At 72.1% G+C, this 24,664-nt stretch carries 30 protein-coding genes and 1 tRNA gene; 13 read left to right on the forward strand and 18 right to left on the reverse strand.

Going from position 1 to position 24,664, the window contains the following annotated elements; translation table 11 throughout:
• Positions 1-4: 4 nt before the first annotated feature.
• Complete coding sequence (locus ASF35_RS13825; protein WP_235492851.1) at positions 5-724, reverse strand: TIGR00730 family Rossman fold protein; 720 nt, start codon at positions 722-724, stop codon at positions 5-7.
• Positions 721-1,782 (reverse strand): succinyl-diaminopimelate desuccinylase, encoded by a 1,062-nt coding sequence (gene dapE, locus ASF35_RS13830; RefSeq protein ID WP_055970185.1) that lies wholly within the window; start codon positions 1,780-1,782, stop codon positions 721-723. Before dapE ends, ASF35_RS13825 begins: the two co-directional genes overlap by 4 nt.
• An 822-nt stretch (positions 1,783-2,604) precedes the next feature.
• On the opposite strand from dapE, the gene ASF35_RS13835 reads away from it, so the two are divergent.
• Genes ASF35_RS13835 through ASF35_RS13845 form a run of 3 tightly spaced genes read left to right on the forward strand, consistent with a single transcriptional unit; the run spans position 2,605 to position 4,547 of the window.
• Positions 2,605-3,297, forward strand: coding sequence for an SDR family oxidoreductase (locus ASF35_RS13835; protein ID WP_055968687.1), 693 nt, complete (start codon positions 2,605-2,607; stop codon positions 3,295-3,297).
• 18 nt (positions 3,298-3,315) lie between these two features.
• Positions 3,316-3,846: a DinB family protein gene (locus ASF35_RS13840; RefSeq protein WP_055968689.1), complete on the forward strand. Its 531-nt coding sequence runs from the start codon at positions 3,316-3,318 to the stop codon at positions 3,844-3,846.
• A 35-nt stretch (positions 3,847-3,881) separates the two neighbouring features.
• Positions 3,882-4,547 (forward strand): SDR family oxidoreductase, encoded by a 666-nt coding sequence (locus ASF35_RS13845; RefSeq protein WP_055968691.1) that lies wholly within the window; start codon positions 3,882-3,884, stop codon positions 4,545-4,547.
• 22 nt (positions 4,548-4,569) lie between these two features.
• Here ASF35_RS13845 and ASF35_RS13850 read toward each other — a convergent pair whose 3' ends face one another.
• Genes ASF35_RS13850 through ASF35_RS13860 form a run of 3 tightly spaced genes read right to left on the reverse strand, consistent with a single transcriptional unit; the run spans position 4,570 to position 6,298 of the window.
• Positions 4,570-5,091, reverse strand: a complete 522-nt coding sequence (locus ASF35_RS13850) for a GNAT family N-acetyltransferase (protein ID WP_082495571.1) — start codon at positions 5,089-5,091, stop codon at positions 4,570-4,572.
• Positions 5,088-5,603: a helix-hairpin-helix domain-containing protein gene (locus ASF35_RS13855; protein WP_055968698.1), complete on the reverse strand. Its 516-nt coding sequence runs from the start codon at positions 5,601-5,603 to the stop codon at positions 5,088-5,090. Before ASF35_RS13855 ends, ASF35_RS13850 begins: the two co-directional genes overlap by 4 nt.
• The gene (locus tag ASF35_RS13860; RefSeq protein WP_055970188.1) at positions 5,600-6,298 is read right to left on the reverse strand and encodes a VOC family protein; all 699 of its coding nucleotides are present in this window, start codon (positions 6,296-6,298) and stop codon (positions 5,600-5,602) included. The genes ASF35_RS13855 and ASF35_RS13860 overlap by 4 nt, the downstream gene beginning before the upstream one ends.
• 61 nt (positions 6,299-6,359) lie before the next feature.
• Between ASF35_RS13860 and dapD the strand changes: the two genes are divergently transcribed.
• From dapD to ASF35_RS13885, 5 genes are all read left to right on the forward strand, one after another.
• Entirely contained in the window at positions 6,360-7,292 is a 933-nt protein-coding gene (gene dapD, locus ASF35_RS13865) for a 2,3,4,5-tetrahydropyridine-2,6-dicarboxylate N-succinyltransferase (RefSeq protein ID WP_055968700.1), read from the forward strand.
• A 63-nt stretch (positions 7,293-7,355) separates the two neighbouring features.
• Complete coding sequence (locus tag ASF35_RS13870; RefSeq protein WP_055968702.1) at positions 7,356-8,186, forward strand: hypothetical protein; 831 nt, start codon at positions 7,356-7,358, stop codon at positions 8,184-8,186.
• A 190-nt stretch (positions 8,187-8,376) separates the two neighbouring features.
• Positions 8,377-9,426 (forward strand): CoA ester lyase, encoded by a 1,050-nt coding sequence (locus ASF35_RS13875; protein WP_055968704.1) that lies wholly within the window; start codon positions 8,377-8,379, stop codon positions 9,424-9,426.
• Complete coding sequence (locus tag ASF35_RS13880) at positions 9,423-10,298, forward strand: CoA ester lyase (RefSeq protein ID WP_255353938.1); 876 nt, start codon at positions 9,423-9,425, stop codon at positions 10,296-10,298. Before ASF35_RS13875 ends, ASF35_RS13880 begins: the two co-directional genes overlap by 4 nt.
• Positions 10,299-10,383: 85 nt before the next feature.
• Positions 10,384-11,355, forward strand: a complete 972-nt coding sequence (locus tag ASF35_RS13885) for a serine hydrolase (protein WP_055968706.1) — start codon at positions 10,384-10,386, stop codon at positions 11,353-11,355.
• A 24-nt stretch (positions 11,356-11,379) separates the two neighbouring features.
• Here the strand turns inward: ASF35_RS13885 and ASF35_RS13890 are convergent, their stop codons facing one another.
• The 5 genes from ASF35_RS13890 to ASF35_RS13910 form a co-directional block, all read right to left on the reverse strand.
• The gene (locus ASF35_RS13890; RefSeq protein ID WP_055968708.1) at positions 11,380-12,303 is read right to left on the reverse strand and encodes an AEC family transporter; all 924 of its coding nucleotides are present in this window, start codon (positions 12,301-12,303) and stop codon (positions 11,380-11,382) included.
• Positions 12,304-12,429: 126 nt separating this feature from the next.
• The gene (locus tag ASF35_RS13895) at positions 12,430-12,729 is read right to left on the reverse strand and encodes a hypothetical protein (RefSeq protein WP_055968710.1); all 300 of its coding nucleotides are present in this window, start codon (positions 12,727-12,729) and stop codon (positions 12,430-12,432) included.
• 342 nt (positions 12,730-13,071) lie between these two features.
• Complete coding sequence (locus ASF35_RS13900) at positions 13,072-14,193, reverse strand: aromatic acid exporter family protein (RefSeq protein WP_055968712.1); 1,122 nt, start codon at positions 14,191-14,193, stop codon at positions 13,072-13,074.
• Positions 14,194-14,260: 67 nt separating this feature from the next.
• The gene (locus ASF35_RS13905; RefSeq protein ID WP_055968713.1) at positions 14,261-14,608 is read right to left on the reverse strand and encodes a co-chaperone GroES; all 348 of its coding nucleotides are present in this window, start codon (positions 14,606-14,608) and stop codon (positions 14,261-14,263) included.
• Positions 14,609-14,610: 2 nt separating this feature from the next.
• On the reverse strand, positions 14,611-14,859 hold the full coding sequence (locus ASF35_RS13910; protein WP_055968715.1) for a DUF3618 domain-containing protein: 249 nt from the start codon (positions 14,857-14,859) through the stop codon (positions 14,611-14,613).
• A gap of 46 nt (positions 14,860-14,905) precedes the next feature.
• Here ASF35_RS13910 and bcp point away from each other — a divergent pair, with 46 nt between their 5' ends.
• From bcp to ASF35_RS13925, 3 genes are all read left to right on the forward strand, one after another.
• Entirely contained in the window at positions 14,906-15,382 is a 477-nt protein-coding gene (bcp, locus tag ASF35_RS13915; RefSeq protein WP_055968717.1) for a thioredoxin-dependent thiol peroxidase, read from the forward strand.
• A gap of 35 nt (positions 15,383-15,417) precedes the next feature.
• Positions 15,418-15,499: transfer RNA gene (locus tag ASF35_RS13920), tRNA-Leu, on the forward strand.
• 55 nt (positions 15,500-15,554) lie between these two features.
• A complete protein-coding gene (locus ASF35_RS13925) occupies positions 15,555-16,454 on the forward strand; it encodes a carbohydrate kinase (RefSeq protein WP_055968719.1) in 900 nt (299 codons plus the stop codon).
• A 15-nt stretch (positions 16,455-16,469) separates the two neighbouring features.
• On the opposite strand, the gene ASF35_RS13930 is transcribed toward ASF35_RS13925, so the two are convergent.
• Positions 16,470-16,928, reverse strand: a complete 459-nt coding sequence (locus tag ASF35_RS13930) for an SRPBCC family protein (protein WP_055970195.1) — start codon at positions 16,926-16,928, stop codon at positions 16,470-16,472.
• Between the two features lie 26 nt (positions 16,929-16,954).
• On the opposite strand from ASF35_RS13930, the gene ASF35_RS13935 reads away from it, so the two are divergent.
• Positions 16,955-17,419 carry a tRNA (cytidine(34)-2'-O)-methyltransferase gene (locus ASF35_RS13935; protein ID WP_055968721.1) on the forward strand — a complete coding sequence of 155 codons (465 nt, stop codon included), beginning with the start codon at positions 16,955-16,957 and terminating at the stop codon, positions 17,417-17,419.
• Between the two features lie 107 nt (positions 17,420-17,526).
• Positions 17,527-18,237 carry an SGNH/GDSL hydrolase family protein gene (locus tag ASF35_RS13940; protein ID WP_082480466.1) on the forward strand — a complete coding sequence of 237 codons (711 nt, stop codon included), beginning with the start codon at positions 17,527-17,529 and terminating at the stop codon, positions 18,235-18,237.
• A 6-nt stretch (positions 18,238-18,243) separates the two neighbouring features.
• Here ASF35_RS13940 and rdgB read toward each other — a convergent pair whose 3' ends face one another.
• From rdgB to ASF35_RS13975, 7 genes are all read right to left on the reverse strand, one after another.
• Entirely contained in the window at positions 18,244-18,900 is a 657-nt protein-coding gene (gene rdgB / locus ASF35_RS13945; protein WP_055968724.1) for an RdgB/HAM1 family non-canonical purine NTP pyrophosphatase, read from the reverse strand.
• Positions 18,897-19,619: a ribonuclease PH gene (rph, locus tag ASF35_RS13950; RefSeq protein ID WP_055968726.1), complete on the reverse strand. Its 723-nt coding sequence runs from the start codon at positions 19,617-19,619 to the stop codon at positions 18,897-18,899. The genes rdgB and rph overlap by 4 nt, the downstream gene beginning before the upstream one ends.
• Before the next feature lie 24 nt (positions 19,620-19,643).
• The gene (locus ASF35_RS13955) at positions 19,644-20,393 is read right to left on the reverse strand and encodes an MBL fold metallo-hydrolase (protein WP_055968727.1); all 750 of its coding nucleotides are present in this window, start codon (positions 20,391-20,393) and stop codon (positions 19,644-19,646) included.
• A complete protein-coding gene (gene murI, locus ASF35_RS13960; RefSeq protein WP_055968730.1) occupies positions 20,390-21,196 on the reverse strand; it encodes a glutamate racemase in 807 nt (268 codons plus the stop codon). Before murI ends, ASF35_RS13955 begins: the two co-directional genes overlap by 4 nt.
• 59 nt (positions 21,197-21,255) lie before the next feature.
• Positions 21,256-22,038 (reverse strand): amino acid ABC transporter ATP-binding protein, encoded by a 783-nt coding sequence (locus ASF35_RS13965; protein WP_055968732.1) that lies wholly within the window; start codon positions 22,036-22,038, stop codon positions 21,256-21,258.
• Positions 22,035-23,534, reverse strand: a complete 1,500-nt coding sequence (locus ASF35_RS17775; protein WP_235492852.1) for an ABC transporter substrate-binding protein/permease — start codon at positions 23,532-23,534, stop codon at positions 22,035-22,037. Before ASF35_RS17775 ends, ASF35_RS13965 begins: the two co-directional genes overlap by 4 nt.
• A gap of 142 nt (positions 23,535-23,676) precedes the next feature.
• Positions 23,677-24,654, reverse strand: a complete 978-nt coding sequence (locus ASF35_RS13975) for a ribose-phosphate pyrophosphokinase (RefSeq protein WP_055968733.1) — start codon at positions 24,652-24,654, stop codon at positions 23,677-23,679.
• Positions 24,655-24,664 lie beyond the last annotated feature (10 nt).

Here is a 24,664-nt window from a genome sequence, read left to right on the forward strand (position 1 = left end):
GCCGCTACTCGGAGGCGACGGCGTCGAAGTGGGCGACCGCCTCGTCGACGTCGTCGGTGAGCAGCACGAGGTCGAGGTCGGCCTCGTTGATCTTGCCGTCGGGCAGCATCGTGTCGCGGAGCCAGTCGATCAGGCCCTGCCAGTACGCGGTGCCGAAGAGCACGATCGGGAACGTCGTGATCTTGCCCGTCTGCGAGAGCGTCAGCGCCTCGAACAGCTCGTCGAGCGTGCCGAACCCGCCTGGCATGACGATGTAGCCCTGGGCGTACTTGACGAACATCGTCTTGCGCACGAAGAAGTAGCGGAAGTTGATGCCCAGGTCGACCCACTCGTTGAGACCCTGCTCGTGCGGGAGCTCGATGCCGAGGCCCACAGACACGCCGCCGCAGTCGCTGGCCCCGCGGTTGGCGGCCTCCATGGCGCCGGGTCCACCACCGGTGATGACGGCGTAGCCGCGACTGCAGAGCTTCTCGGCGACCTCGCGGGCCTTCTCGTACATCGGGTCGTCGGGCTTGGTGCGGGCCGAGCCGAACACGGCGACGGCCGGACCCAGCTCGGAGAGGGCGCCGAAGCCCTCCACGAACTCGGCCTGGATGCGCAGCACGCGCCACGGATCGGTGTGCACCCAGTCCGTGGGTCCGCGCGAGTCGAGCAGACGCTGGTCGGTGGTGCTGGTGGGGATGCGGTCGCGGCGCAGACGCACCGGACCCTTCTGGTAGCTCATGCGGTCAGCCATCTCGTGAGGGCGTCCTCGACGGTGCGCAGGTGCGCGACGGGGACGTGTTCGTCCTGCTTGTGGGCGTAGATCGGGTCGCCGGGGCCGAAGTTGACCGCGGGGATCCCGAGCTGCGTGAACTGGGCGACGTCGGTCCAGCCGAACTTGGGACGGGGCTCCGCGCCGACCGCCGCGACGAACGCGGCTGCCGCCGGGTGGTCGAGCCCGGGCATCGCGCCGGGGGCGGAGTCGGTGACCGTGAGCTCGAAGCCCTCGAACACCTCCGCGAGGTGGGCCAGCGCGTCGGCCTCGCTGCGGTCGGGGGCGAAGCGGTAGTTGACCGTGACGGTGGCCAGGTCGGGCACCACGTTGCCGGAGACGCCCCCACTGATCGCCACGGCGTTGAGGCCCTCGCGGTACTCGAGCCCGTCGATGACCACGCGGCGGGGCTCGTAGTCGCGCAGCCGGACGAGCAGCTCGGCGGCGTCGTGGATGGCGTTGTGCCCCATCCAGGAGCGCGCCGAGTGGGAGCGCTCGCCGCGGGTGACGACGTCGACGCGGATCGTGCCCTGGCAGCCGGCCTCGACCGAGGCGACCGACGGCTCCATGAGGATCGCGAAGTCACCCTCGAGCAGCTCGGGGCGCTCCCGGGCGACGCGGCCGAGACCGTTGTACTTCGCGGCGATCTCCTCGGCGTCGTAGAACACGTAGGTCACGTCGCGGTTCGGGTCGGGCAACCCGGCGGCGAGCCGCAGCGCGACCGCCACGCCGCCCTTCATGTCGCAGGTGCCGAGACCCCAGAGGGTGTCGCCGTCGAGCCGGGTCGGGAAGTTGCCGTTCGCCGGCACGGTGTCGAGGTGCCCCGCGATGACGACCCGCTCGTCCCGGCCGAGGTCGGTGCGCGCCACGAGCGTGTGGCCGTCGCGCACGACGGTGAGGTGCGAGGCCGCGTCGAGCACGGCGGCGACGGCGTCGGCGATCTCCGCCTCCTGGAGGCTCTCCGAGGCGATGTCGCAGAGGTCGGCCGTCAGCTGGACGACGTCGCGCGAGGGGTCGAGGACGGCCATGTCGACCACTCTAGGTCTCACTCCCCCGGGTGCCCGTCACCCGGCCCGGGCGATGCGAATGTGTCGTCAGGTGCGGCGGGCGTGGCCGATCTCGTGGGTGCTGCTGCGTCGCTGCGGTGGGGCTTCGCGTGGTGCTGCGTCGCTGCGGTGGGGCTTCGCGTGTGCTGCGTCGCTCGGCTGGACGTTCGCTCGCTGCTGCGTCGCTGTGGCTACGAGTGGGCGTGGTCTCCGAAAGGCCTCGACCGGAGCAGGGGGTCTCGGGTCGGCTGGGTCTGCGGGGCGCGGCCACGATTCTCCCTCTGCGCGGGATCCACGCACGATTCTTCCTTCCCGTGGACCGTGCCACGCGAAGGAAGCACCGTGGCGACAAAAAAGACCCCCGTACGGGCAGTGATTCTCCCGTCTCGTGGACCGTCCCACGCAAAGGAAGAACCCCTGCCCACCCGACGCACGAGAGGCCCCCGGCGGACGCGGGATTCTGCCTTCGCGCACAACAACCCGAACGATGCTGCGTTTGCTACGGGATCCCGTGGCAAACGCTGCATCCTTCGACCCCTCACGCACGAACGCAGAATCCTGCGTCACCCCCTGCCACGCTCCGGGAGCCCGACCGACCCCGGACCCGCCCGCCGGTCGAGGCCCTTTCGGGGAGCAGGTCGACTCGCAGCCACAGCAACGCAGCCGCACGAGAAGACCCCGCCGGAGCAGCGCAGCCGCAGGACAAGACTCAGCCGCAGTGGCGCAGCAGCAAGAACAGACCCAGCCACCTGAAGCACCACGACTCACGTTGCGGCTCCCCCGGGCGTGGGTAGCGTCCCGAGCATGGAGCTCACCGACGTCCGTGCCCTCGTCGTCGGTGCCACCGGCGCCCTCGGCGGCGGCATCGCCCGCGCCCTGCACGAGGCCGGCGCCTCCCTGGCGGTCACGGGGCGTGACGCCGACCGGCTCGCGGCGATCGGCGAGGAGCTCGACGCTCCCACGTTCGTGCTCGACGTCGTCGACGTCGAGCGCGCGGCGACGACGGTGCGGCAGGCCGTCGACGCACTCGGCGGGCTCGACGTCCTGGTCGTGGCCACCGGCGTCCCGGCGTTCGGTCCGGCAGTGGATGCCGACCCCGTCGTGGTCGAGGAGCTGTTCGCCGTGAACACGCTCGGCGCCACCGGCGTCGTGCGCGCCGCGCTCCCCCACCTCGACGGTGGCGTCGCCGTCGTGCTGTCCGCGATCCTGGCCGACGCCCCCACCGCGGGCATGGCCGACTACTCGGCGGCCAAGGCGGCGTTGTCGGCCTGGCTCACCGTCGCGCGCCGCGAGCACCGGCGGAGCACGCGCATCGTCGACGTCCGTCCGCCGCACCTCGACACCGACCTCGCGTCCCACGCACTCGCCGGGGAGCCGCCGCGCCTGCCGGAGCCACTGCCGGCCACCGACGTGGTCGACGCCGTGCTGCGGGCGATCGGCGACGACAAGGCCACCGAGGTCGCGTGGGACCGGCGCGACGGGCTGGTCGTGCGCTGACGCAGTAGCGTCGTGGACATGAGCCTCGACCCCGTCACGACCGACCTCCTGGACGACGCCTTCGGACGCGTCCGCGAGCTCGTGGAGCAGCAGTGCTCCGACCTCGACGAGTCCACGGCGACGTTCCAGGTCGACGACGGCGCCAACACGCCCGTCTGGCTGCTCTGGCACCTCGCCCGCGTGCAGGACGACCACGTGGCCGCCCTGGCCGACGTGCCGCAGGCGTGGGACACGTGGGCCGAGCGGTTCGCTCCCCACCTCGGCGACGGCATCGAGCACGGGGACATCGGGTACGGCCACGACCTCGACCAGGTGCTCTCGGTCCGACCTCCCGCCGAGCTGGTCGACGCGTACCACGCGGACGTCCACGCGCTCACGCGTCGCTACCTCCGGACGCTGGACGCCACCGAGCTGGCGCGCGTGGTCGACGAGCGCTGGGACCCGCCCGTCACCGCGTCGGCGCGCCTCGTGAGCGTGCTGGGCGACACCCTGCAGCACCTGGGCCAGGTCGCGTTCGTGGTCGGCGTGGCGCAACGACGCTCCAGCTGACCGGTCTCCCCCGATCGTGGACCTAGGCTGACGGCATGCCCTGCGCCCTGGTGACCGGAGCAGCCCGACCGAACAGCCTCGCCGCCGCGATCGTGCCGCGACTGCGCGACGACGGCTGGGACGTGGCCACCTCCGACCTGACCGGCACCGACTTCGACGTGGACCTGTCCACGCCGCACGGGCCGACCGACCTGCTGGACGCCGTCACCCGTGACCGAGGCCCGGTCGGCGCCCTGGTGCTGAGCCACGCCCATGACGTCGAGACCGGGGTCCTCGACACGACCGCCGAGAGCTTCGACACCCACGTGGCCGTGAACGCGCGCGCCAGCCTGCTCCTCATCGCCGGCTTCGCCCGTCAGGTGCCCGACGGCGGGGGCGCGGTGGTCGCTCTGACGAGCGACGCCACCACCGGGAACCTCCCCTACGGCGCGTCCAAGGGGGCGCTCGACCGCATCGTGATCTCCGCGGCACGCGAGCTGGGCCCGCTCGGGATCAGCGCCAACGTGCTGAACCCCGGCCCCGTCGACACCGGGTGGATGGACGACCAGCTCAGGGAGGGGCTGCTGCCGCACCAGCCCCTCGGTCGTCTCGGGGAGCCACGCGACGTCGCCGGAGTGGTCGCCTTCCTCCTGTCGCCCGAAGGACGCTGGATCTCCGGACAGCTGCTGCACGCCGACGGCGGGTTCTCGGCCCGCTACTGAGCCCGACGGTCCGGACCTGGGCTCAGACGTCGTGCGGCGTGAAGCGGTGGAACAGCACGTGGTCCTGCCACTGCCCGCCGATCTTGAGGTAGCGCGGCGCGCGTCCGAACGACTCGAACCCGGCACGCCGGAGCACGGCCTGGGAGCGCTCGTTGTGGGCCAGCGTGGCGGCCTGCAGCCGGTGCAGCCGCAGGACGTCGAACGCGTGGGTGGTGATCTCCTCGACGGCGCGGGTCATCAGCCCGCGCCCTTGCACGTCGGCGGCCAGCCAGTAGCCGACGTGAGCGTTCTGGAAGGCCCCGCGCACCAGGTCGTTGAGGTTGATCTCACCGACCACCCGGTCGTCGTCGAGCACGACGAAGTAGGCACCCCGGCCCTGGACCATGGCCTCGAGACGCCGCTCGAGCAGGTCGAGCTGCCCCTCGACGGTGTAGAAGTCGGCATTGCGCTCGGGGCTCCAGGGGTCGAGGTGCTCGCGGTTGGTCGCCCACAGGTCGGCGAGGACCTCGGCGTCCGCGGGGTCGGGGACCCGCAGCACGCTCACCACGTGGTCCCCCGCTCGGCGAGCGCAGCGGCCAGGGCCGCCACCGCGCGTGGGCCGATGCCGTGCAGCGCGGCCACCTCGTCGCGATCGCGGGCAGCCAGCTCGTCGAGCGAGCCGATGCCGGCACCGTGGAGCGCGCGCCGCGCCGGGGCACCGATCGCACCGAGGTCGTCGTCGCCCTCGGCGGCAGCCCTCGCCGCGTGCGCGGACGCTTCGACGACACCGGCCGGTGCGCAGTGCCGCCACGCCTCGTGGACCCAGTGGTTGAGCGCCATCCCGTCGATCACGTCGAGGTCGACCAGGACGCCCGACGACGTGGTCTGCACGCCGGGCAGCTCGCCGGCCATGCGGCTGCGCGGCTCGATCCCGAGCGAGAGCGCCGCGCGCCCGTCGTCGGTGAGGGCGGCGAACACCGTGCCCGCGACCGCCCAGCCTCGCGTGGGTCCGACCTCGACCTGCTCGGCGCCCTCCTGTGCGAGGGCCGCCCTGCGCAGCTGCGCCCGCGACGTCACGCGGCGTCCTCGTCGAACACGCAGAACTCGTTGCCGTCGGGGTCGGCCATGACCGTCCAGACCACCTCGTCGTCGGGTCGGCGCAGCACGGTGGCGCCGAGGGCCTCGAGATCGGCGACGCCGGATCCGGCGGTGAGCGCGACGTCCCAGTGGAGCCGGTTCTTGACCGTCTTGGGCTCCGGCACGTCGCAGAACACGATGCCCTCGAACGGCATGCCGGGGACGTCCTCCAGCCAGCTGAACCGCTGCTCCTCCTCGCTGCCGATCGTGCCACCCCACACGCCCTGCCACCAGGCCGCCGCGGCGCGGTGGTCGGCGACGTCGACGCACAGCTCGTAGAGCCGGTAGTCGGGAACGTCGTCGCGCACGAAAGTGCAGATCTCGTCGCCCTCCGGGCCGGCCACGACCGTCCACCGGAACTCGCCCTCAGCGCTGAGACGTGTGGTCCCGGGCAGCACCGACGCTGCGGCGTGGACGTCGAGGTGGACCCGGTCCTTGACCGACTTGGGCTCCGGCACGACGCAGGGCCACACGGTGTACCGAGGGGTGGGTCCCTCGAGGTGCACCTCACCCTGCTCCCCCGCCACACCCTCGTCGGGCACCACGCGAAGACCCAGCGTCTCGGCCCAGAAGGCCGCGGACGCGTGCAGGTCGTTCACGTCGATGCAGAGGTCCTTGTAGGTCACCAGCGCCATGCGGTCCACGCTAGGTCCACTCACCGACGGGCGCCATCGACGGATCGGTAGGTTGAGGGCCATGAGCGAGCAGAGCGCGTACGGCTACGGCCTGGCCACCCTCACCGAGGACGCCGACGTCCTCGACGTCTGGTTCCCCGAGCCCCGGCTCGGCACCCCCGGGCACGACCCGGAGCCCGAGGAGCTCACGGCACTCACCGGCGAGGACGCGGTGCGCCAGGTCCGCAAGGCCGTGGTGCACGTCGTCGCGCCGGACCTCTCGGCACCGCCCGCCGACGTCTACGACGTGTGGCTGCGGCTGCACCTGCTCTCGCACCGTCTCGTCCAGCCGCACGGGGTCAACCTCGACGGCCAGTTCGGGCTGCTCACGAACGTCGTCTGGACGACGATCGGTCCGTGCGCGGTCGCCGGGTTCGAGCACACCCGCGCCCGCGCCCGCGCCGCCGGCCTCACGGTCAACGTGACCAGCATCGACAAGTTCCCCCGGATGACCGACTACGTGATCCCGTCCGGCGTGCGCATCGGCGACGCCGACCGCGTGCGCCTCGGCGCGCACCTGGCCGAGGGCACCACCGTCATGCACGAGGGCTTCGTGAACTTCAACGCCGGCACGCTGGGCCACGCCATGGTCGAGGGCCGCATCTCGGCCGGTGTCGTCGTGGGCGACGGCACCGACATCGGAGGCGGCGCGAGCATCATGGGCACGCTCTCGGGCGGTGGTACCGAGGTGATCTCGATCGGTCGCAACAGCCTGCTCGGCGCCAACTCCGGCATCGGGATCTCGCTCGGCGACGACTGCGTGGTCGCCGCCGGCTGCTACGTCACCGCGGGCACCAAGGTGCGCACGCCGGACGGCTCCGTGGTGAAGGCGGCGGAGCTGAGCGGGCAGGACAGCCTGCTGTTCCTCACCAACAGCGAGACCGGCCAGATCGAGGCGCGCCCTCGCGGCGAACGGCGCGGCATCGAGCTGAACTCCGACCTGCACGCCAACTGACCCCGGCCCGGACCCGGCACCAGGTGCCCGGCCGGATTGACGTCGTCTGCCTAGGCTGACCGGGTGAAGCTGCGCTGGGTCCTGCTGGGCGCCGTCCTCGTGGCCGGCGTCCTGGTGGCGGTCGTGGTGACCGACCGCACGCCGCTGCGCACCGAGTACTGCGTGGCCCGGGTGGGCGAGACGCGTGCGCAGGTGGACGTGGAGCAGGCGCGCTGGTCGGCCCTCATGGCCGCGACGGCGCAGAACCGCGGACTTCCCCCGCGCGCCACCACGATCGCGATCGCGACCGCCTTCCAGGAGTCCAAGGTCCGCAACATCGACTTCGGTGACCGGGACTCCGTGGGTCTGTTCCAGCAACGTCCGTCGCAGGGCTGGGGCACGGTCGAGGAGATCCTGGACCCGCACTACGCGATCGGGAAGTTCTACGACGGCCTCGAGAAGGTCGACGACTACACGTCGCTCGAGATCACGGTCGCGGCGCAGGAGGTGCAGCGCTCGGCGTTCCCTGGCGCCTATGCCCAGCACGAGGACTACGCCCGCGCGCTGGCCTCCGCCCTCCGGGGCTACAGCCCCGCCGCGTTCACCTGCCAGATCAACCCGGTCGGTGGCGGTTCGGTGCGGACCGTGGCGGCCGACGTCGACAAGGCCTTCGGGGAGATCCCCCGCAGCACCGACGACGCCGAGGACGCGCTCACGTACCGCCTCGACGGCGCGGCCGCCGACGTGCGGGCGCGCGGGTGGGCCCTGGCGCACTACCTGGTGGCCAACGCGGCCGACCTGCAGGTCGCGTCGGTCAGCTTCGACGGCCTGCGCTGGACGGCGGAGTCCTCGCCGGACGGCTGGGTCGCCGACGAGGCCGCCCGCGACGACCGTGTGGTCATGTCCGTCCGCTGACCCGGCGGGGGTGCCGGGCCCCGGGCGGCGAACGACAACGGCGGGGGTGCCGGGCCCCGGGCGGCGAACGACACCGGCGGGGGTGCCGGGCCCCGGGCGGCTGGACGCACTGTGAGACCCGCCCTACTCACGGGTCACGAGTCCCGGCCATACTGTCGGGCAGTCCCGACGTCTGCAGGAAGAGACCCGCGTGCGCAACCCCCGTGCATTCCTCCGTCCGCTCGCCGTCGGAGCTCCCGCTCCGCTCGCCGAGGTGCCGTTCCGTCCGAGCCGGATGATCCACTTCTTCGACCCGAGCAACGAGAAGATGGCGGCGAAGGTCCCCGACATCGCCTCGAAGGTCGACATCATCCTCGGCAACCTCGAGGACGCGATCAAGACCGAGAAGAAGGAGGCCGCGCGCCAGGGTCTCGTCGACATCGCGAAGGCCACCGACTTCGGCGACACGCAGCTGTGGGTGCGCGTCAACAGCCTGGACTCCCCCTGGGTCCTCGACGACCTGACGACGCTGGTCACCGAGATCGGCGACAAGCTCGACGTCATCATGGTGCCCAAGGTCGAGGGCGCCCAGGACATCCACTACGTCGACCGTCTGCTCGCCCAGCTCGAGGCCAAGGGGAAGGTGCATAAGCCGCTGCTCGTGCACGCGATCCTCGAGACCGCGCTCGGCGTGACGAACGTCGAGGAGATCGCCGCCGCCAGCCCGCGCATGCAGGGCATCAGCCTCGGCCCGGCCGACCTCGCGGCGAGCCGCCGCATGAAGACCACGCGCGTCGGCGGCGGCCACCCGGGCTACCTGGTGCGCCAGGACCCGACGGGCGAGGACCTCACCGAGGGCCGCACGACGTACCAGCAGGACCTGTGGCACTACACGATCGCGCGCATGGTCGACGCCTGCGCGGCGAACGACATCCTCCCGTTCTACGGGCCGTTCGGTGACATCAAGGACGTCGTGGCCTGCGAGGACCAGTTCCGCAACGCGTTCCTGCTGGGCTGCGTCGGCGCGTGGAGCCTGCACCCGGTGCAGATCGACATCGCCAAGTCGGTCTTCTCGCCCAGCGCCGAGGACGTGGCGCACGCCAAGCAGGTCGTCGAGGCCATGGGCGACGGCTCGGGCGCGGTGATGATCAACGGCAAGATGGAGGACGACGCGTCCTGCAAGCAGTGCCTGGTGATGCTCGACCTCGCCCGCGAGCTGGCCGAGCGCGATCCCGAGCTGAAGGAGCTGTACGACCTGTGAGCACTCCCGTCATCCGCCCCCGCCGCTCCGTGCTGTACATGCCGGGTGCGAACGAGCGCGCCCTGGAGAAGGCCAAGACGATCGACGCCGACGCGCTGATCCTCGACCTCGAGGACTCCGTCGCCCCCGATGCCAAGGCGCAGGGCCGCGAGAACGTGTGCGCGGCCGTCCGGTCCGGCGCGTACGGTCACCGTGAGCTGGCGATCCGGGTCAACTCCATCGGTACCGAGTGGCACGACGACGACGTGCGCGCCGCCGCGGCCGCCGGTCCCGACGCGATCCTCGTCCCGAAGGTGGAGTCGGCCGAGCAGGTGCGTGCCCTCGTGGCCGCCCTCGAGCAGCACGGCGCCCCGGAGCACACCCAGCTGTGGGCCATGATCGAGACCCCGCGGGCCCTCCTGCACGCCGAGGAGATCGCGGCCGCCCACGAGCGCCTCACCGTCGTCGTCATGGGCACGAACGACATCGTCAACGAGACCTACGGCCTGCACGTGCCGGGCCGCAACGCCACCGTGCTCACGTCGCTGTCGTGGACCCTCCTGGCGGTGCGCGCCGCCGGCAAGGTGATCATCGACGGCGTCTACAACGCGGTCAAGGATCCCGAGGGCTTCGAGGCCGAGGCCCGCCAGGGGCGCGAGATGGGCTTCGACGGCAAGACCCTCATCCACCCCTCGCAGGTGGACCCCGCCAACACGATCTTCGCGCCGTCGGACGACGACGTCGAGCGGGCGACCGGCCTCATCGAGACGTTCGAGGAGGCCAAGGCCGCGGGCCAGGGCGTCGTGACGTTCAACGGGAAGATGGTCGAGGAGCTGCACGTGCGCGACGCGCGACGCATCCTCGCCTTCCACGAGGCGCTCGCGGGTCGCTGACCCACCGAGACCTCCGCCGGACGGACCCCGGACATCAGCCTCGCGGCCGATGTGCCGGGGTCCTGTCGTCGACCAGGGTGGGGGCATGAGCTTCGAGGAGACCGTCCGTGACGACGCCCTGCACCGCTGGGCCGCCGACGCTCTCGGCGGCGGCTCCTGGGCCGTGGCCACCATCGAGCCGGGAGCCACCCGCGTGGCGGTCCAGGGCATCGACCCCGGGGACGACCTGGAGATCGGCTCGATCTCCAAGGGTCTGACCGCGTTGCTCCTGGCGGACGCCGTCGAGCGCGGCGAGATGCTGCTGACCGACCGGCTCGACACCTTCCTGCCGCTCGACGGGTCACCGGCCGGCCTGGTGACGCTGAATGCGTTGTCACGGCATCGTTCGGGGCTGCCGAGCCTGCCGGCGCAGGCGCACATGGGCCGCCGGACGGCGTCCTGGCTGCTGCTCGCCACCAATCCGTACGGCGACACCCTCGCGGAGCTGCTGGAGCAGACCCGGGCGACGAAGGTCGGCCGACCCCGCCCCGTGTACTCCAACCTCGGCTTCCAGCTGCTGGGCCACGCCGTCGCGGCCGCAGCGGGTCGTCCGTATCGCGACCTGCTGGCCGAGCGGCTGCTCGGTCCGCTCGGTCTGACCAGCGCCTCGGTACCGGCCACCCCCGACGAGCTGGGTCAGCGCGCCGTGGTCGGCCACACACGATGGGGCCGCCGAGCCGAGCCGTGGACGGGCGAGGCGCTCGGTCCCGCGGGCGGGGTGCGGATGTCGGTGCGCGACGCGGCGACGCTGGCACGAGCCCTGCTCGAGGGCAGCGCGCCGGGCACCGCGGCGCTCGAGCCGGTCGACGACTTCGTGCCCGGCGCCCGGATCGGCGCCGCGTGGATCACGTCGGTGCACGACGGCGTCGACGTCACGTGGCACAACGGCGGCACGGGCGGCTTCCGCACCTGGCTCGGCCTCGACCGGGCGGCCGGCACGGCCGCCGTCGTGCTGAACGCACGGGTCCGTTCGGTCGACGCCATCGGTCGACGCCTGCTCGCGACCCTGCGCACCTGATCCCCGGCGGGAGCCGAGCCGGACTCAGGTGAGCAGCGCCGCGACGACCGCGACCGCGGGGACCGAGAGCACCGTGGTGGCGAACACGGCGTCGCGGGCGAGGACGGTCGAACGGTCGTAGCGCACCGCGATGACGAAGATGTTCTGCGCCGCCGGCAGCGCGGCCAGGACGGTCACGGCCAGGAGCGGGTCCCCGTCCATCCCCAGCGCGAACCGTCCCACGGTGTAGGCGGCGACCGGCTGGACGACGAGCTTCAGCACCACGATGAGCGCCAGCACGGGCGCGCTGCCGCCACTGCCCGGACGCGGGCCGAGTCGCAGCGAGACGCCATAGGCGATGAGCATGGCCGGGACCGCCATGGCCCCGACCAGGCCGAGTGGCTCGTCGACGAGGCGAGGGATCCGGGCATCGGTGATCGACAGCGCGAGGCCCAGCAGCGACGCCACGGTCAGGGGCGTACGGAGCGGACGCGTGAGGAAGCGGTGCCACGGCACCCGCTCCTGCGCCACCGCGGCGTCGAGCACGGCGAGGGCGAGTGGCTGCAGCACCAGCATCTGCAGCAGCAGCGTGGGAGCGACGAGTGCGGCGTCGCCGAGGACGTAGGCCGCGATGGGCAGCCCCAGGTTCCCGGCGTTGACGTAGGCCGAGGAGAGCGCGCCGACGACGGTGTCGGCGAGGTCCTGGCGCAGCACGAGCCGCGCGACGAGCAGGTAGAGCGCGACGACGACCGCGACCGCGGCCGACGTGGCGGCGAGGTTCCGCGACAGGACGGCCGAGACGTCGGCGTCCTGCAGGACGGTGATCATCAGGGCGGGACTGGCCACGTAGAAGGCGAGGCGCGAGAGCACGACCTGGGCGTTCAGGTCGAAGATCCGCAGGTGTGCCAGGAGGGCACCGAGGGCGATGAGCGCACCGATGGTGCTGAAACCCTCCAGGACCCCGGTCATCACCCCGATCGTCCCAGACCCTCGACCGCCTCCCTCAGCCGGTCCGTTCCGCTGGTCGCGGCGCGCAGGTCCGCAGACGCACGTGGCCCCCGGTCGAGGACCGGGGGCCACGCGGTGGGGCGTCGTTCAGCGGTAGGACCGCTGGCTCAGCACCTGCAGCTGGTGCGCGTCCTTCATGGCCTGCGCCTCGCGGCGCTGCCGGACGGTCTCCAGCAGGACCTGTCGGTCGGTCTCCGACATCTCGTCCCAGGCGCGCTTGCGGCGAGCACCGGAGCGAAGGGGGTTCCGTGCCATCGCGTTCACCCCCTCTCCCCTTGTCCAGGTGGTGCGGTGTCCGTCGCGGTCGGTCCTGGTCTGGGCCGTGGCGATCTGGTCGGTCGTCGGGGTGTCTGCGGGCAAGGTGTCGGTGTTCTGGTGCTGGTTCATTGCGCGCCTCCTTTCTGCGAGGTGGTCGGGTGTGGTCGAAGGGATGGGATCGTGGGTGGGCAGACGAGAAGAGCCGCCCTGGACGTGGTGTCCTGAGCGGCTCGAAGCCAGGGTGTCGGTCAGCGGTGCTGACGTGACGGATCTGGCTAGACGGAGACTGCGCCGAGGACGGGGGAGCCGGCGAACGCGGCACCACGGGACGTGTGATCGAAGGCGATCGGTGTCGTGGTCTGGTTCATTGCGGCTCACCTCCTCAGGCGGTCTGGTGTCGTCACCGTAGCGCACCCGGGCCGCCGCGCGCCACCGTCCGTGGGTGCGTGTCCCGCCGACCTCGGCGGGGCGTCACTCGAAGTCGAGTGCGGCGTCGATCTCGTCGCGGCTCGCGCCGCAGACGAACATCAGGTCGGCGGCGATGGACCGCACCTGTGCCGTGATGGCCGCCGTGTTCAGCGTCATCGTGTCCGGCAGCGCCGCGACGGCGATGCGGGCGGCCTCGACGAGCTGGTCGCGGGCGCCGGCGAAGTCGTCGAGCGAGGACAGGTCGTCGGCGATGACGTCGACGGCCTCGGCCAGGGCCTCCACGGACTGCTCGAGGGCGTCCGGTCCCACCTCGTCGTGGCGCAGCATCGCGCTGACCCGCCGTGCGAGCACCCGGGAGTCACGGATGGCGTTGTCGAAGTCGCGGACGGCTCCCACGTAGAGCGCCAGGTGCTCGCGCTGCCGCCAGCGCATGGGCGACATGCGGGCGATCTCGCTGACGTTGCGCGCCGTCGCGTCGAGGGAGTCGATGCTGCCCTGCATGCCGCGGGCCCGCTCGAGCGCCTCGTCGGCCACGCCGGGGTCACGCTCACGCAGGGACCGTGCGGTTCCCCTCAGCACCGACGCCAGCTGGCGCAGCAGACGCTGCACCTCCGCGTCGATGTCGCGCACCGGGTTGCGGGGCAGCAGCAGGACCATGGCCATGCCGCACAGGCCACCGATCAGCGCGTCCAGGAAGCGGGTCAGGGCCGGGTTGCCCGCCCCGGCCGCGGGCACCACGGCCGCCAGCAGCACGGCGGAGTTGGCGGCCTGGGTCAGGGCCAGGCCCCGGATGCCGGTGAGCGTGGCTGCGACGACCGTGAGCAGGACGACGAGCGCCATCTGCGCCGGCCCGCGTCCGATCGTCAGGATGATGAGCTCGCCCACGAGCACCCCGAGCGCCACACCGACGACGACCTCGACGAGCGTGCGACCACGGAGGCCACCGCCCGCGGTGATCACGACGACCGCGGCGATGGGGGCGAAGAACGCCTGCTGGTGCCCGAACACCTGGGTGGCGATGAGGAACGCGGCCGCGGTCGCGATCCCCAGGCGGAGCATCAGGCGCCAGCGACGGCGCAGGAGCAGGAGGCGGTCGAGGAAGGTCTCCTCGCTGCGGCGCAGACGGATGCGGCGCAGGGGGACGTCACGACCCGTGCCGCTCATCGCTCCTCCGCTCCCCCACGTCCGGCCCCACCTACGACACCGCTCGTCCCCACCGTGCCCGCGCCGATCACAGGTACAGGCCGGTCTGGCCCTCCTCGATGCGCTCCGACGCGACCGCGTGCAGGTCGCGCTCGCGCAGCAGCACGAAGCTCTCGCCCCGCACCTCGACCTCGGCGCGCTCCTCGGGATCGAAGAGCACGCGGTCGCCGACCTCGACGGCCCGCACGTGCGCGCCGACCGCCTCGACCTTGGCCCAGGCCAGCCGCTTGCCCATCGCCGCGGTGGCCGGGATCAGGATGCCGCCCCCCGAGCGCCGCTCCCCCGCCTCCTCGTCGATCGACACGAGCAGGCGGTCGTGCAGCATCCGGATGGCGAGCTTTCCGCCGTCGTCCCGTGCTCCCTCGGTACCGGGCATGGTCAGCCGAGCACCCGGCGCAGCACGACGATCGCTGCCACGGAGCCGACGACGCCGAGCACCACGGGCACCACGGTCTCGTAGCGGACCGATCCGTCCGGGCCGACGAACTTCGCCTTCACGTCGGCCAGGCTGCGCCGCGCGATGTTCTTGGGGTTCGTGCGGTCGACCAGGGCGTCGACGGTGTCGGCGAGCCGCTCGCGGATCTGCTCGATCTCGTCGACCAGCTCATCGGTCTGTGACGTGCCCACGTGGCGCCTCTCGTCGGTGCGGACTGGTCTTGCAAGGATAGGACCCATGACGACGCGACTGCAGCCCGGTGACACCGCACCCGACTTCACCCTCCCCGACGACACCGGCCAGGAGGTCACGCTGTCGAGCCTGCGGGGCGGCAAGGTGATCGTGTACTTCTACCCCGCGGCCATGACGCCGGGGTGCACGAAGCAGGCCACGGACTTCTCCGGGGCGCTCGACGACCTGCAGGCCGAGGGCTACACCGTCGTCGGCATCAGTCCGGACAAGCCCGAGAAGCTGGCGAAGTTCCGCGAGCGCGACGGGCTCACCATCACGCTGCTCTCCGACGTCGACCGCTCGGTGATGACCGCATGGGGCGCCTTCGGCGAGAAGAAGCTCTACGGCAAGGTCGTCGAGGGCGTCATCCGCTCGACGGTCGTGATCGGCGAGGACGGCACCGTCGAGGTGGCGCAGTACAACGTGAAGGCCACCGGACACGTGGCCAAGCTGCGCCGCGACCTCGGGCTCGACGCCGCCTGACCCGGATCCCCCTGGCCTAGGCTGGGGGCGCACCCGCCGGTGTGGTGGAACTGGTAGACACGCGGCACTTAGGATGCCGTGCCCCAGGGCGTGCAGGTTCGAGTCCTGTCACCGGCACCCGGTCCCCACGGCCACGCCGTGCGGCGGACCCGGGTCACGGCAGACTGTGGCCATGGTCCTGGTCATCGGTGAAGCCCTCGTCGACATCGTCGAACGACCCGACGGGTCGCGCACCGAGCATCCTGGTGGCAGCCCCGCCAACGTGGCCGTCGGCCTCGGACGCCTCGGCGTCACCCCGGTGCTCGCCACGAGCCTGGCCACCGACGACCTGGGGGCGCTCGTGCGCATGCACCTCGCGGAGTCGGGCGTGCGCCTCATGCCCGGGCTCAAGGAGCTGGAGCGCACCTCCACCGCCGTGGCCACCCTGGCCGAGGACGGCAGCGCGAGCTACGACTTCGACATCTGCTGGGACCCGGGCCGCATCTGGGCCGAGGAGATCCCCGACATCGTCCACACCGGGTCGATCGCGGCGTTCCTGGAGCCGGGCGCCGACGACGTCGAGGACGCCCTGCGCCGGCTCGCCCCCATGTGCACGGTCACCTTCGACCCCAACGTCCGTCCGTCGCTCCTGCCGAGCCGCGCGGAGGCGCTGGACCGGATGGAGTCCCTGCTGCCGCTGTGCGACGTGGTCAAGGTCAGCGACGAGGACCTGGCCTGGCTCGAGCCGCACAGCGACCCCGCCGACACCGCCCGCAGCTGGCTGGCGGCCGGGCCGGCGGCCGTCGTCATGACGATGGGCGCCCGCGGTGCGCGCACGTACACGCACCGCGGCTCCATCGCCTCGAGGGCGCAGGCGTCCCACGTGGTCGACACCGTCGGCGCCGGCGACGCGTTCATGTCGGGACTCATCGCGGGCCTCAAGGACGACGGGCTCGACGGTGCGGCCGGCAGCACGCGGCTGCACGCCTCCGACCTCACGCTGTGGCGCAGCGTCACCGACCTCGCGTCACGCTGCTCCGCGTTCGTGGTCGGCCGCGCCGGCGCCCAGCCGCCGTGGGAGCACGAGCTCTGAGGTCGGCGCCGAGGCTCAGGGGACGAGCTTCGGCAGGTTCGCGTTGATCTTCTGGGTCAGCACCTTCGCGACGGCGGTGGCCACGCCGGGCACCGGGGCGTCGAAGTGGATCGTGTAGTCCAGGTGGGTGCCGCCGTCGGCGGTGGGCGTCAGCACCTGGATGCCGCGGTGGCCCTTCAGCGGGCTGCCCTGGGTGATCTCGTACTCGATGCGCTCGTCGGGCTCGGAGACCACGACGGTCTCGACGAAGCCGGGCAGGGGGCCGAGCTTGAGCGTGCGGGCCGAGCCCACGCCGTTGCGCGACGTGTGGCCGTCCCGCAGGCGCGTGATGCTCGCCCCGAACAGCGGACCGAGGTTCTCGTGCTCGCCGAGCGCGGCGAACACGTCGGCGGGGGCGGAGCGGAAGGTGTGGGTCACGTGGACACGGGGCTGGCCGAGGGAGGAGGGCTGTCCGGGGGCGGGGGTGTCAGGCATGGCCGACATCCTAGGGTGAGTCCGTCATGTTCCGTGTCCTGTTCCACGAGCCGCGCATCCCGGGCAACACCGGGAACACGATCCGGCTCGCCGCCGCCACCGGGGCGGAGCTGCACCTGGTGGAGCCGCTCGGCTTCGACCTGTCCGAGCCGAAGCTGAAGCGCGCCGGGCTGGACTACCACGACCTGGCGACCCTCCACGTGCACGCCGACCTCGACACGGCGCTGGCCGCACTCGGCGACGCGCGGGTGTTCGCGTTCACGACCGGGGCCACTCGCTCCTACGCCGACGTGTCGTACGAGCCGGGCGACGTGCTGCTGTTCGGCGCCGAGCCGTCAGGTCTGCCCGACGAGGTGCTCGCACACCCTCGCGTGACCGACCGGCTGCGGCTGCCCATGCTGCCGGCGCGGCGGTCCATGAACCTCGCCAACTGCGCGGCGATCGTGGTCTACGAGGCCTGGCGCCAGCACGGCTTCGCCGGCGGTTCCTGACACCGACCCCGTGCCGATGACGTTTCGGTGACTTCTCCGCATCCATCGGTTCCTGGCCGTCCGCGGACGTAGGCTGGTGCTCTTCTCGGGGAGGACAGCAGGGGACCATGGCACGACACGGACACGGACGACGCGTGCTGGTCACCGTCGCCCTGGCCCTGCTCATCAGCCTCGGCGTCACCGCAGGGCGGCAGGGTGCCATCGGCACCGAGCCCGGCACCGGACCCTTCCCCCAGGGCGTGGTCGTGGTGGGCGACTCCATCACCGCGCGCTACGACGACGACCCCGGCAGCCCCGAGCAGGGCTGGTGGAGCTTCGTCGGACGTCACTTCGACACCGAGGTGCGCACCTTCGCGCAGTCCGGCTCGGGCTACCAGCGCCCCGGCCACCGGTGCGGAGGGAACCGGTTCATCGACCGGCCCGAGGCCTTCGAGGGACCCGCACCGTCGGTCTTCATCGTCGAGGGCGGGCGCAACGACTGGGCCACCTGCCGCCAGGGCGGCCTGGTCGAGTCCACCGACGCCGCCGTCCAGCAGGCCGTCGACCGCTACTTCGACGTGGTCGAGCGGAGCCTGCCGCGCACGACCCGCATCGTGGTGCTCGGCCCACCGTGGGGCCCGCTGGACCCGTGGCAGCAGCGCCGGATCACGTCCATCGTGCACACCGCCGCGAAGCGTCACGGTCTCGAGTACGTGGCCACCAAGGGAAGCCTGGACCGGCCGGGCCGCACCGTCGACGGCGTGCACCCCACGCTCGCGGGCAGCAGGGCGCTGGGCGACGTCGTGATCGACGCCCTCTCGAACCGCCCGCCGCGCTGAGGCCCGTCAGGCCGAGAGCACCGCGGCGACCAGCGGCGCGACCTGCGCGAGCGCCCGTCCGCGGTGGCTGATCGCATCCTTGTCGGACGGGCTCAGCTCGGCGGTCGACACGTCGAACCCGTCGGCGGCGAAGAGCGGGTCGTAGCCGAATCCGCCCTCGCCCTGCTCCCCCGCCAGGATGCGGCCGGGCATCTCGCCCCGGACGACGTGCTCCTGCCCGTCGGGCGCGCAGAACGCGACGGCGGCGACGAAGGTGGCGCTGCGTCGCTCGGGCGGGACGTCGGAGATCTGCGACAGCAGGAGCCGGTTGTTCGCCGCGTCGCCCCCCTGGTCCTTCGGCACGCCCGACCAGCGCGCGGAGAGCACGCCCGGCATCCCGTTGAGCGCGTCGACGCAGAGGCCCGAGTCGTCGGCGAGCGACGGCAGCCCCGTGGCCTCGAGGCACGCCCGCGCCTTGATCAGGGCGTTGCCCTCGAACGTCGGCTCGGTCTCGGCCGGCTCCGGGTAGTCCGCGACGTCGGCGAGCCCGAGCACCTCGACCCCCGGCACGAGGGGCGCGAGGATGCGCTGCAGCTCCGCCAGCTTCTTCGCGTTGTTCGAGGCGAGCACGACGGTGCTGGTCTGCCGCCCACGGCCCGGCACCCCCGCCGTGTCGTCGGTCATCGGGCGAGCGCCTCCTGCTGGAGGCGGGTGAGGTCGGTGCAGCCCTTCTCGGCCAGGGCCAGGAGGGCGTCGAGCTCGGAGCGGACGAAGGGCGCGCCCTCGGCGGTGCCCTGCACCTCGATGAACGCGCCGCTGCCCGTCATGACCACGTTCATGTCCGTCTCGGCGCGCACGTCCTCGACGTAGGGCAGGTCCAGCATGGGGGTGCCGTCGATGATGCCGACGCTGACCGCGGCCACCGACTGCACCAGGGGCTCCCCCGCCAGCGCACCCTTGTCGCGCAGGTGCGCCACGGCGTCGGCCAGGGCCACGTAGGCGCCGGTGATGGCCGCCGTGCGCGTGCCACCGTCGGCCTGCAGGACGTCGCAGTCGATCGTGATCGTGTTCTCACCGAGCGCCGTGTAGTCCACCGCAGCGCGCAGCGAACGGCCCACGAGCCGCGAGATCTCGTGCGTCCGGCCACCGATGCGACCCTTGACGGACTCGCGCGCGGAACGGTCGTGCGTGGCCTGCGGCAGCATCGCGTACTCGGCCGTGACCCAGCCCAGTCCCGAGCCCTTGCGCCAGCGCGGCACGCCCTCCGTGGCCGACGCGGCGCACAGCACCTTCGTCTTGCCGAACTCCACCAGGCAGGACCCCTGCGCGTGGTCGAGCCAGTGGCGGGTGATCGTGATCGGGCGGAGCTCGTCGACGGCGCGGCCGTCCTCGCGGGAGGTCATGTCCGCGACCCTACCGACGGGCGCTCAGACGTCGTAGACCTGCCCGGCCTCGACCAGGACGAAGTCCCCCGCGAAGGTGGAGCGGGTGTCGGCGGCGACCTCGTCGCGGTCGGTCCACGACGGCACGTGGGTCACGAGGAGGCGGCCGACGCCGGCGCGGGTGGCGTAGTCACCGGCCTCCGCACCGGTCAGGTGCAGGTTCGGCGGATTGGTCGCGGACTCCACGAACGAGGCCTCGCAGAGGAAGACGTCGGCGCCGAGCGCCACGTCGTCGAGCGCCTCCGTGGGTGCCGTGTCGCCGGAGTACGCCAGCACGCGTCCGTCGGCCTCGATCCGCATCCCGTAGGCCTCGACGGGATGGTCCATGAGCGACGGGGTCACCAGGAACGGACCGATCTGCACCGCCTCGCCGTGCACCCAGGAGCGGAAGTCGAACTGGTCGGCCATCTGCAGTCCCTCGGACCGCCCGTAGCTGCTCGCGAGGAACGGACCGGCGCCCTGAGGGGCGTACACGGGAATGGTCGGCAGCGCGCCCGTCGGGTGGTACTTGCTGACCACGTAGAAGCCCGACAGGTCGAAGCAGTGGTCGGCGTGCAGGTGCGAGAGCAGGACCGCGTCGACGTCGCGCAGGTCGAGGTGGCGCTGCAGGGGGCCGAGGGCTCCGCTGCCGAGGTCGACGAGCAGGCGGAAGTCGTCGTGCTCGACGAGGTAGCAGCTCGACGCCGAGTCCGGCCCGGGGAACGATCCGGCGCAGCCGACGATCGTGAGCCTCATGCCACCACCTGCGCGAACTGTCCGACCGTCTCGACCTCGGGCCCGAGGAAGCGACGGCCGAGCACACCGAACTCGTCGGGCCGGCCGGTGGTGAGGAACCGGTGCTCCGGTGCGGGCGCCTCGACGTCGCGCAGCAGCCCGCCCTGCACGAGCCGCGCGTAGACGTCCTTCGCCGTCTCCTCCGCACTCGAGACCAAGGTGACCTCCTCGCCCATGGCCAGGGCGATCGCCCCGGTCAGGAGAGGGTAGTGCGTGCAGCCGAGCACCAGGGTGTCGACACCCGCGTCGCGCAGCGGGGCCAGGTACTCCTCGGCCGCCGCGTCGACCTCGGGGCCGGTCGTGACGCCCCGTTCGACGAGGTCGACGAAGTCGGGGCAGGCCTGCGTGACGAGCTCGATGCCGGGGTTCGCGGCGAAGGCGTCGTCGTAGGCGCGCGACGCGGCCGTGGCGCGGGTGCAGATGACGCCCACCCGACCGTTGCGAGTAGCGCGGGCCGCCCGACGGGTGGCGGGGACGATGACCTCGACGACGGGGACGTCGTAGCGTTCGCGCGCGTCACGCAGCACGGCGGCGCTCGCGGAGTTGCAGGCGATGACCAGCATCTTCACGCCCTGGGCGACCAGGTGGTCGAGGCACTCGAGCGCGAACTCCCGCACCGCGGGGATCGGCTGCGGGCCGTAGGGCTGGCGGGCGGTGTCGCCGAGGTAGAGCACCGGCTCGTGCGGCAGCTGGTCGATCACGGCTCTGGCGACGGTCAGTCCGCCGAAGCCAGAGTCGAAGATCCCGATCGGTGCGTCCGCCACGAGGTGAAAGCCTACGGACGCGGCGGGGGCACGGCCACCCCTGGCCGCCGACGACGGGCTCACCCGGGGTGCAGGATGCGATCGAGGAAGCGCTGCGTCCGTTCCTCGCGCGGCGCGTCGACGACCTCGCGCCCCGGCCCCTGCTCGACCACGTGGCCGCCGTCGACGAAGACCACGGTGTCGGCGACGTCGGCCGCGAAGCGGATCTCGTGCGTCACCACGACCATGGTCCAGCCCTGGGAGGCGAGGTCGCGGACGACCGCGAGGACCTCGCCCACGAGCTCGGGGTCGAGCGCCGACGTCGGCTCGTCGAGCAGCACCACGCGCGGCCGCAGGGCGAGGGCGCGCGCGATGCCCACGCGCTGCTGCTGACCCCCGGAGAGCTGCGAGGGGTAGGCGTCCTCACGGCCCGACAGTCCCACCTGCTCCAGGAGCGCCCGGGCGCGGGCGGCGGCCTCGTCGGGGTCCTCCCCCTGCACCTGCACCGGGCCCTCGACGAGGTTGCCCAGCACGGTGCGGTGCGGGAAGAGCTCATGGGACTGGAAGACCATCCCGCTCTGACGGCGCAGCAGCTCGGCCCGCCGCCGGCCCTCCCTCCCCCTCGGCAGCGACCCGAAGTCGACCGACACGTCGCCGATCGTCACGACCCCGGCGTCGGGCACGGTCAGTGCGTTGAGCGAGCGCAGGAGCGTGGTCTTGCCCGACCCCGAGGGGCCGATGACCGCGGTCGTCGTGCCCTCGGGGACGTCGAGGTCGATGCCGTCGAGCACCGCGGTGCCGTCGAAGGCCTTGCGCAGGCCGCGGGCCTGGAGGAGCGGGGTCCGGCCGGTGGGTGCACTCATGTGGTCACGTACCTGTTCAGTCGCGTCTCGAGCCGGTTCTGCACCGCGGTGAGCAGCGTGCAGATGACCCAGTAGAAGAAGCCCAGCATCACGTACAGGGGCAGGTAGTCGAACGTGGTCGATGCGGCCTGCGTGACCACCCGGAAGGGGTCGGTCAGCAGGACGACCGAGACGAGCGAGGTGTCCTTCACGAGCGAGATCAGGGTGTTCGAGAGCGGCGGCACCGCGATCCTTCCTGCCTGCGGGAGGACCACCCGACGCAACGTGAGGCTCCGGGACATGCCGATCGTGGCCGCCGCCTCGTGCTGACCCGCCGGAACGGCGAGCAGCGCGCCGCGCACGGTCTCCGCGGCGTAGCCGGCCACGTTGACGCTCAGCGCCAGCGTGGCCGCCAGGAACGACGGCAGCTCGACGCCGAGCTGCGGCAGGGCGAAGAACACCACGAAGAGCTGCAGCAGCAGTGGGGTGCCGCGCACCGCCGAGATGAAGAAGCGCGCCGGCCACGAGAGCAGCCGGGACGAGGAGATCCGGGCCAGCGCGATGAGCACGGCCGCGACGAGTCCGATGGCGAAGCTGAGCGCGGTGAGCGGGATCGTGATCTTCAGGAGAGCGACGAGGGTCGGCCACGCGTTGTCACGGACGGAGTCCCACCAGGAGGTGCCGGAGCGGCCGCCCACCTCGGCGGCGCCCCCGTCCTCGACGGAGACGTCGGCCTTGAAGTACTTCTCGCTGATCTCGGTCAAGGTCCCGTCGGCACGCAGGGAGTCCAGGGCCTGATCGGCCTCACGGGTCAGGGCCTCGTCGTCCTGACGGAAGGCCAGCGCCTGCGCGCCGACCTCCTCGCCGGCGTCGCCGACCACCTCGATCTGGTCGTCACCGGTGGTGGCGAGGTAGTCGAGCACGGCGATGTTGTCGTTGACGATCGCGTCGACCCGGCCGCGGGCCACGAGGTCGGCAGCCTGGGCGAACTGCTCGACGTTCTCGACGCGGGCGCCGGCGTCCTTCGCGACCTGCGACCAGTTGCTGGTGGCCGATTGCGCCGTGACCTTGCCCTCGAGGTCGGCGAGGGTTCGGATGTCCGAGCCCTTCTTCGCGACGATGACGCCACGCGAGTACGTGTACGGCGTGGAGAACGCGTAGCTCTCCTCGCGCTCGGGGTTGACGGTGATCTGGTTGGCGATCACGTCGATGCGCCCGGAGTCGAGCGCCCCGAACAACGCGTCGAACTGCGACTGCACGAACCGCAGCTGCCAGCCGGCTTCGTCGGCGACGGCCTCGATGACCTCGATGTCGTAGCCGGTCAGCTCACCGCCCTCGTTGAACGAGAACGGCGGGTAGGTGCCCTCCGTGCCGACGACGACCTCGCGGCCCCCACCCTCGCCGGCACTGCCGTCGCCAGAACCGCCGTCGGCGGCCTGCGCCGGACCTGCCAGCAGCAGGGGCGCCAGCACCGCGAGCACGAGCCCGGCCAGCACCCCCATGAATCGTCGCCTCACGCGCGACCCCCTTCGTCGTCGCTCGACCCTAGTCCGGTCCCGGGACGTCGGCACGCCCGTCCCGGTGCGTGAGAGGCGACCCGCTCACCACGGACCTTCGTCGGGCGGCCATCGCCACCCCGGGGCTGGACTGCCGGAGCGTCTAGAGCGGGAGCTTGGGCTGCGGTGGCGCGTGGGTGGGGTCGACGCCGTCGAAGAGGCTGCTGACCGACTCGCCGGCGTGGATGCGGGCGATGGCCTGGGCGAACAGGGGCGCGACCGAGCGGACCCGCAGCTCGGGCCAGTCAGCGGGCGGCGGCACGGTGTCGGTCGTGACCACCTCGGCGATCCCCGGGTGGTCGCGCAGCCGCTCGACCGCCTTGCCGGTGAACAGCCCGTGAGTGCAGGCCACCGAGATCTCGGTGACGCCCTGGGTCTCCAGCATCGACACGAGCTCGACGATGGAGCCGCCGGTAGCGATCTCGTCGTCGAGCACGATCGCGCGCTTGCCCGAGACGTCGCCGACGATGGCGTCGATGACGACCTTGTCGTCGGCCTTGCGCTGCTTGCTGCCCGCAGCGACCGGCAGGCCGAGCAGCCGCGCGAACTGCGAGGCCGTCTTGGCGTTGCCGAAGTCGGGCGAGACGACCACCGCGTTGCTCAGGTCGGACCCGCGGTAGTGGTCGGCCAGCTCACCGATGGCGGTCAGGTGGTCGAGCGGCATCGAGAAGAACCCGTGCACCTGGGGCGCGTGCAGGGTCATGGTGACCACGCGGCTCACGCCGGCCGTGGCCATCATGTCGGCCACCAGCTTGCCGCCGATGGAGATGCGCGACGCGTCCTTCTTGTCCGACCGCGCGTAGGCGTAGTGCGGCACCACGACGGTGATCGAGGCCGCCGACGCACCGCGCGCCGCGTCGACCATGAGCAGCAGCTCCATGAGGTGGTCCTGCGTCGGCGGCACCAGCGGCTGGACGATGTAGACGTCGCGCTGGCGGCAGTTGGCGTGCAGCTGCGACTGCAGGCAGTCGTTGCTGAAGCGCACGGTCTCCGACGGGGAGAGGGTGGTGCCGAGCTCGTTGCAGATGGCCTCGGCGAGGGAGCGGTGGGCGCTTCCGGAGAAGACCACGATGTCGCGCACACCGTGAGGC

The sequence above is a fragment of the Aeromicrobium sp. Leaf291 genome, assembly GCF_001423365.1.
Taxonomy (GTDB): domain Bacteria; phylum Actinomycetota; class Actinomycetes; order Propionibacteriales; family Nocardioidaceae; genus Aeromicrobium.

What these genes read in the sequence shown, in the direction of transcription:
- ASF35_RS13965 (WP_055968732.1), bottom strand. Translation starts at nt 22,038, where the DNA reads ATGAGTGCACCCACCGGCCGGACCCCGCTCCTCCAGGCCCGCGGCCTG.
- bcp (WP_055968717.1), top strand. Translation starts at nt 14,906, where the DNA reads ATGACGACGCGACTGCAGCCCGGTGACACCGCACCCGACTTCACCCTC.
- ASF35_RS13840 (WP_055968689.1), top strand. Translation starts at nt 3,316, where the DNA reads ATGAGCCTCGACCCCGTCACGACCGACCTCCTGGACGACGCCTTCGGA.
- ASF35_RS13930 (WP_055970195.1), bottom strand. Translation starts at nt 16,928, where the DNA reads ATGCCTGACACCCCCGCCCCCGGACAGCCCTCCTCCCTCGGCCAGCCC.
- ASF35_RS13935 (WP_055968721.1), top strand. Translation starts at nt 16,955, where the DNA reads ATGTTCCGTGTCCTGTTCCACGAGCCGCGCATCCCGGGCAACACCGGG.
- rph (WP_055968726.1), bottom strand. Translation starts at nt 19,619, where the DNA reads ATGACCTCCCGCGAGGACGGCCGCGCCGTCGACGAGCTCCGCCCGATC.
- ASF35_RS13925 (WP_055968719.1), top strand. Translation starts at nt 15,555, where the DNA reads ATGGTCCTGGTCATCGGTGAAGCCCTCGTCGACATCGTCGAACGACCC.
- dapD (WP_055968700.1), top strand. Translation starts at nt 6,360, where the DNA reads ATGAGCGAGCAGAGCGCGTACGGCTACGGCCTGGCCACCCTCACCGAG.
- ASF35_RS13890 (WP_055968708.1), bottom strand. Translation starts at nt 12,303, where the DNA reads ATGACCGGGGTCCTGGAGGGTTTCAGCACCATCGGTGCGCTCATCGCC.
- ASF35_RS13845 (WP_055968691.1), top strand. Translation starts at nt 3,882, where the DNA reads ATGCCCTGCGCCCTGGTGACCGGAGCAGCCCGACCGAACAGCCTCGCC.
- ASF35_RS13905 (WP_055968713.1), bottom strand. Translation starts at nt 14,608, where the DNA reads ATGCCCGGTACCGAGGGAGCACGGGACGACGGCGGAAAGCTCGCCATC.
- ASF35_RS13895 (WP_055968710.1), bottom strand. Translation starts at nt 12,729, where the DNA reads ATGAACCAGCACCAGAACACCGACACCTTGCCCGCAGACACCCCGACG.
- ASF35_RS13900 (WP_055968712.1), bottom strand. Translation starts at nt 14,193, where the DNA reads ATGAGCGGCACGGGTCGTGACGTCCCCCTGCGCCGCATCCGTCTGCGC.
- ASF35_RS13835 (WP_055968687.1), top strand. Translation starts at nt 2,605, where the DNA reads ATGGAGCTCACCGACGTCCGTGCCCTCGTCGTCGGTGCCACCGGCGCC.
- ASF35_RS13860 (WP_055970188.1), bottom strand. Translation starts at nt 6,298, where the DNA reads ATGGCGCTGGTGACCTACAAGGACCTCTGCATCGACGTGAACGACCTG.
- ASF35_RS13955 (WP_055968727.1), bottom strand. Translation starts at nt 20,393, where the DNA reads ATGAGGCTCACGATCGTCGGCTGCGCCGGATCGTTCCCCGGGCCGGAC.
- dapE (WP_055970185.1), bottom strand. Translation starts at nt 1,782, where the DNA reads ATGGCCGTCCTCGACCCCTCGCGCGACGTCGTCCAGCTGACGGCCGAC.
- ASF35_RS13825 (WP_235492851.1), bottom strand. Translation starts at nt 724, where the DNA reads ATGAGCTACCAGAAGGGTCCGGTGCGTCTGCGCCGCGACCGCATCCCC.
- ASF35_RS13885 (WP_055968706.1), top strand. Translation starts at nt 10,384, where the DNA reads ATGAGCTTCGAGGAGACCGTCCGTGACGACGCCCTGCACCGCTGGGCC.
- ASF35_RS13940 (WP_082480466.1), top strand. Translation starts at nt 17,527, where the DNA reads ATGGCACGACACGGACACGGACGACGCGTGCTGGTCACCGTCGCCCTG.
- rdgB (WP_055968724.1), bottom strand. Translation starts at nt 18,900, where the DNA reads ATGACCGACGACACGGCGGGGGTGCCGGGCCGTGGGCGGCAGACCAGC.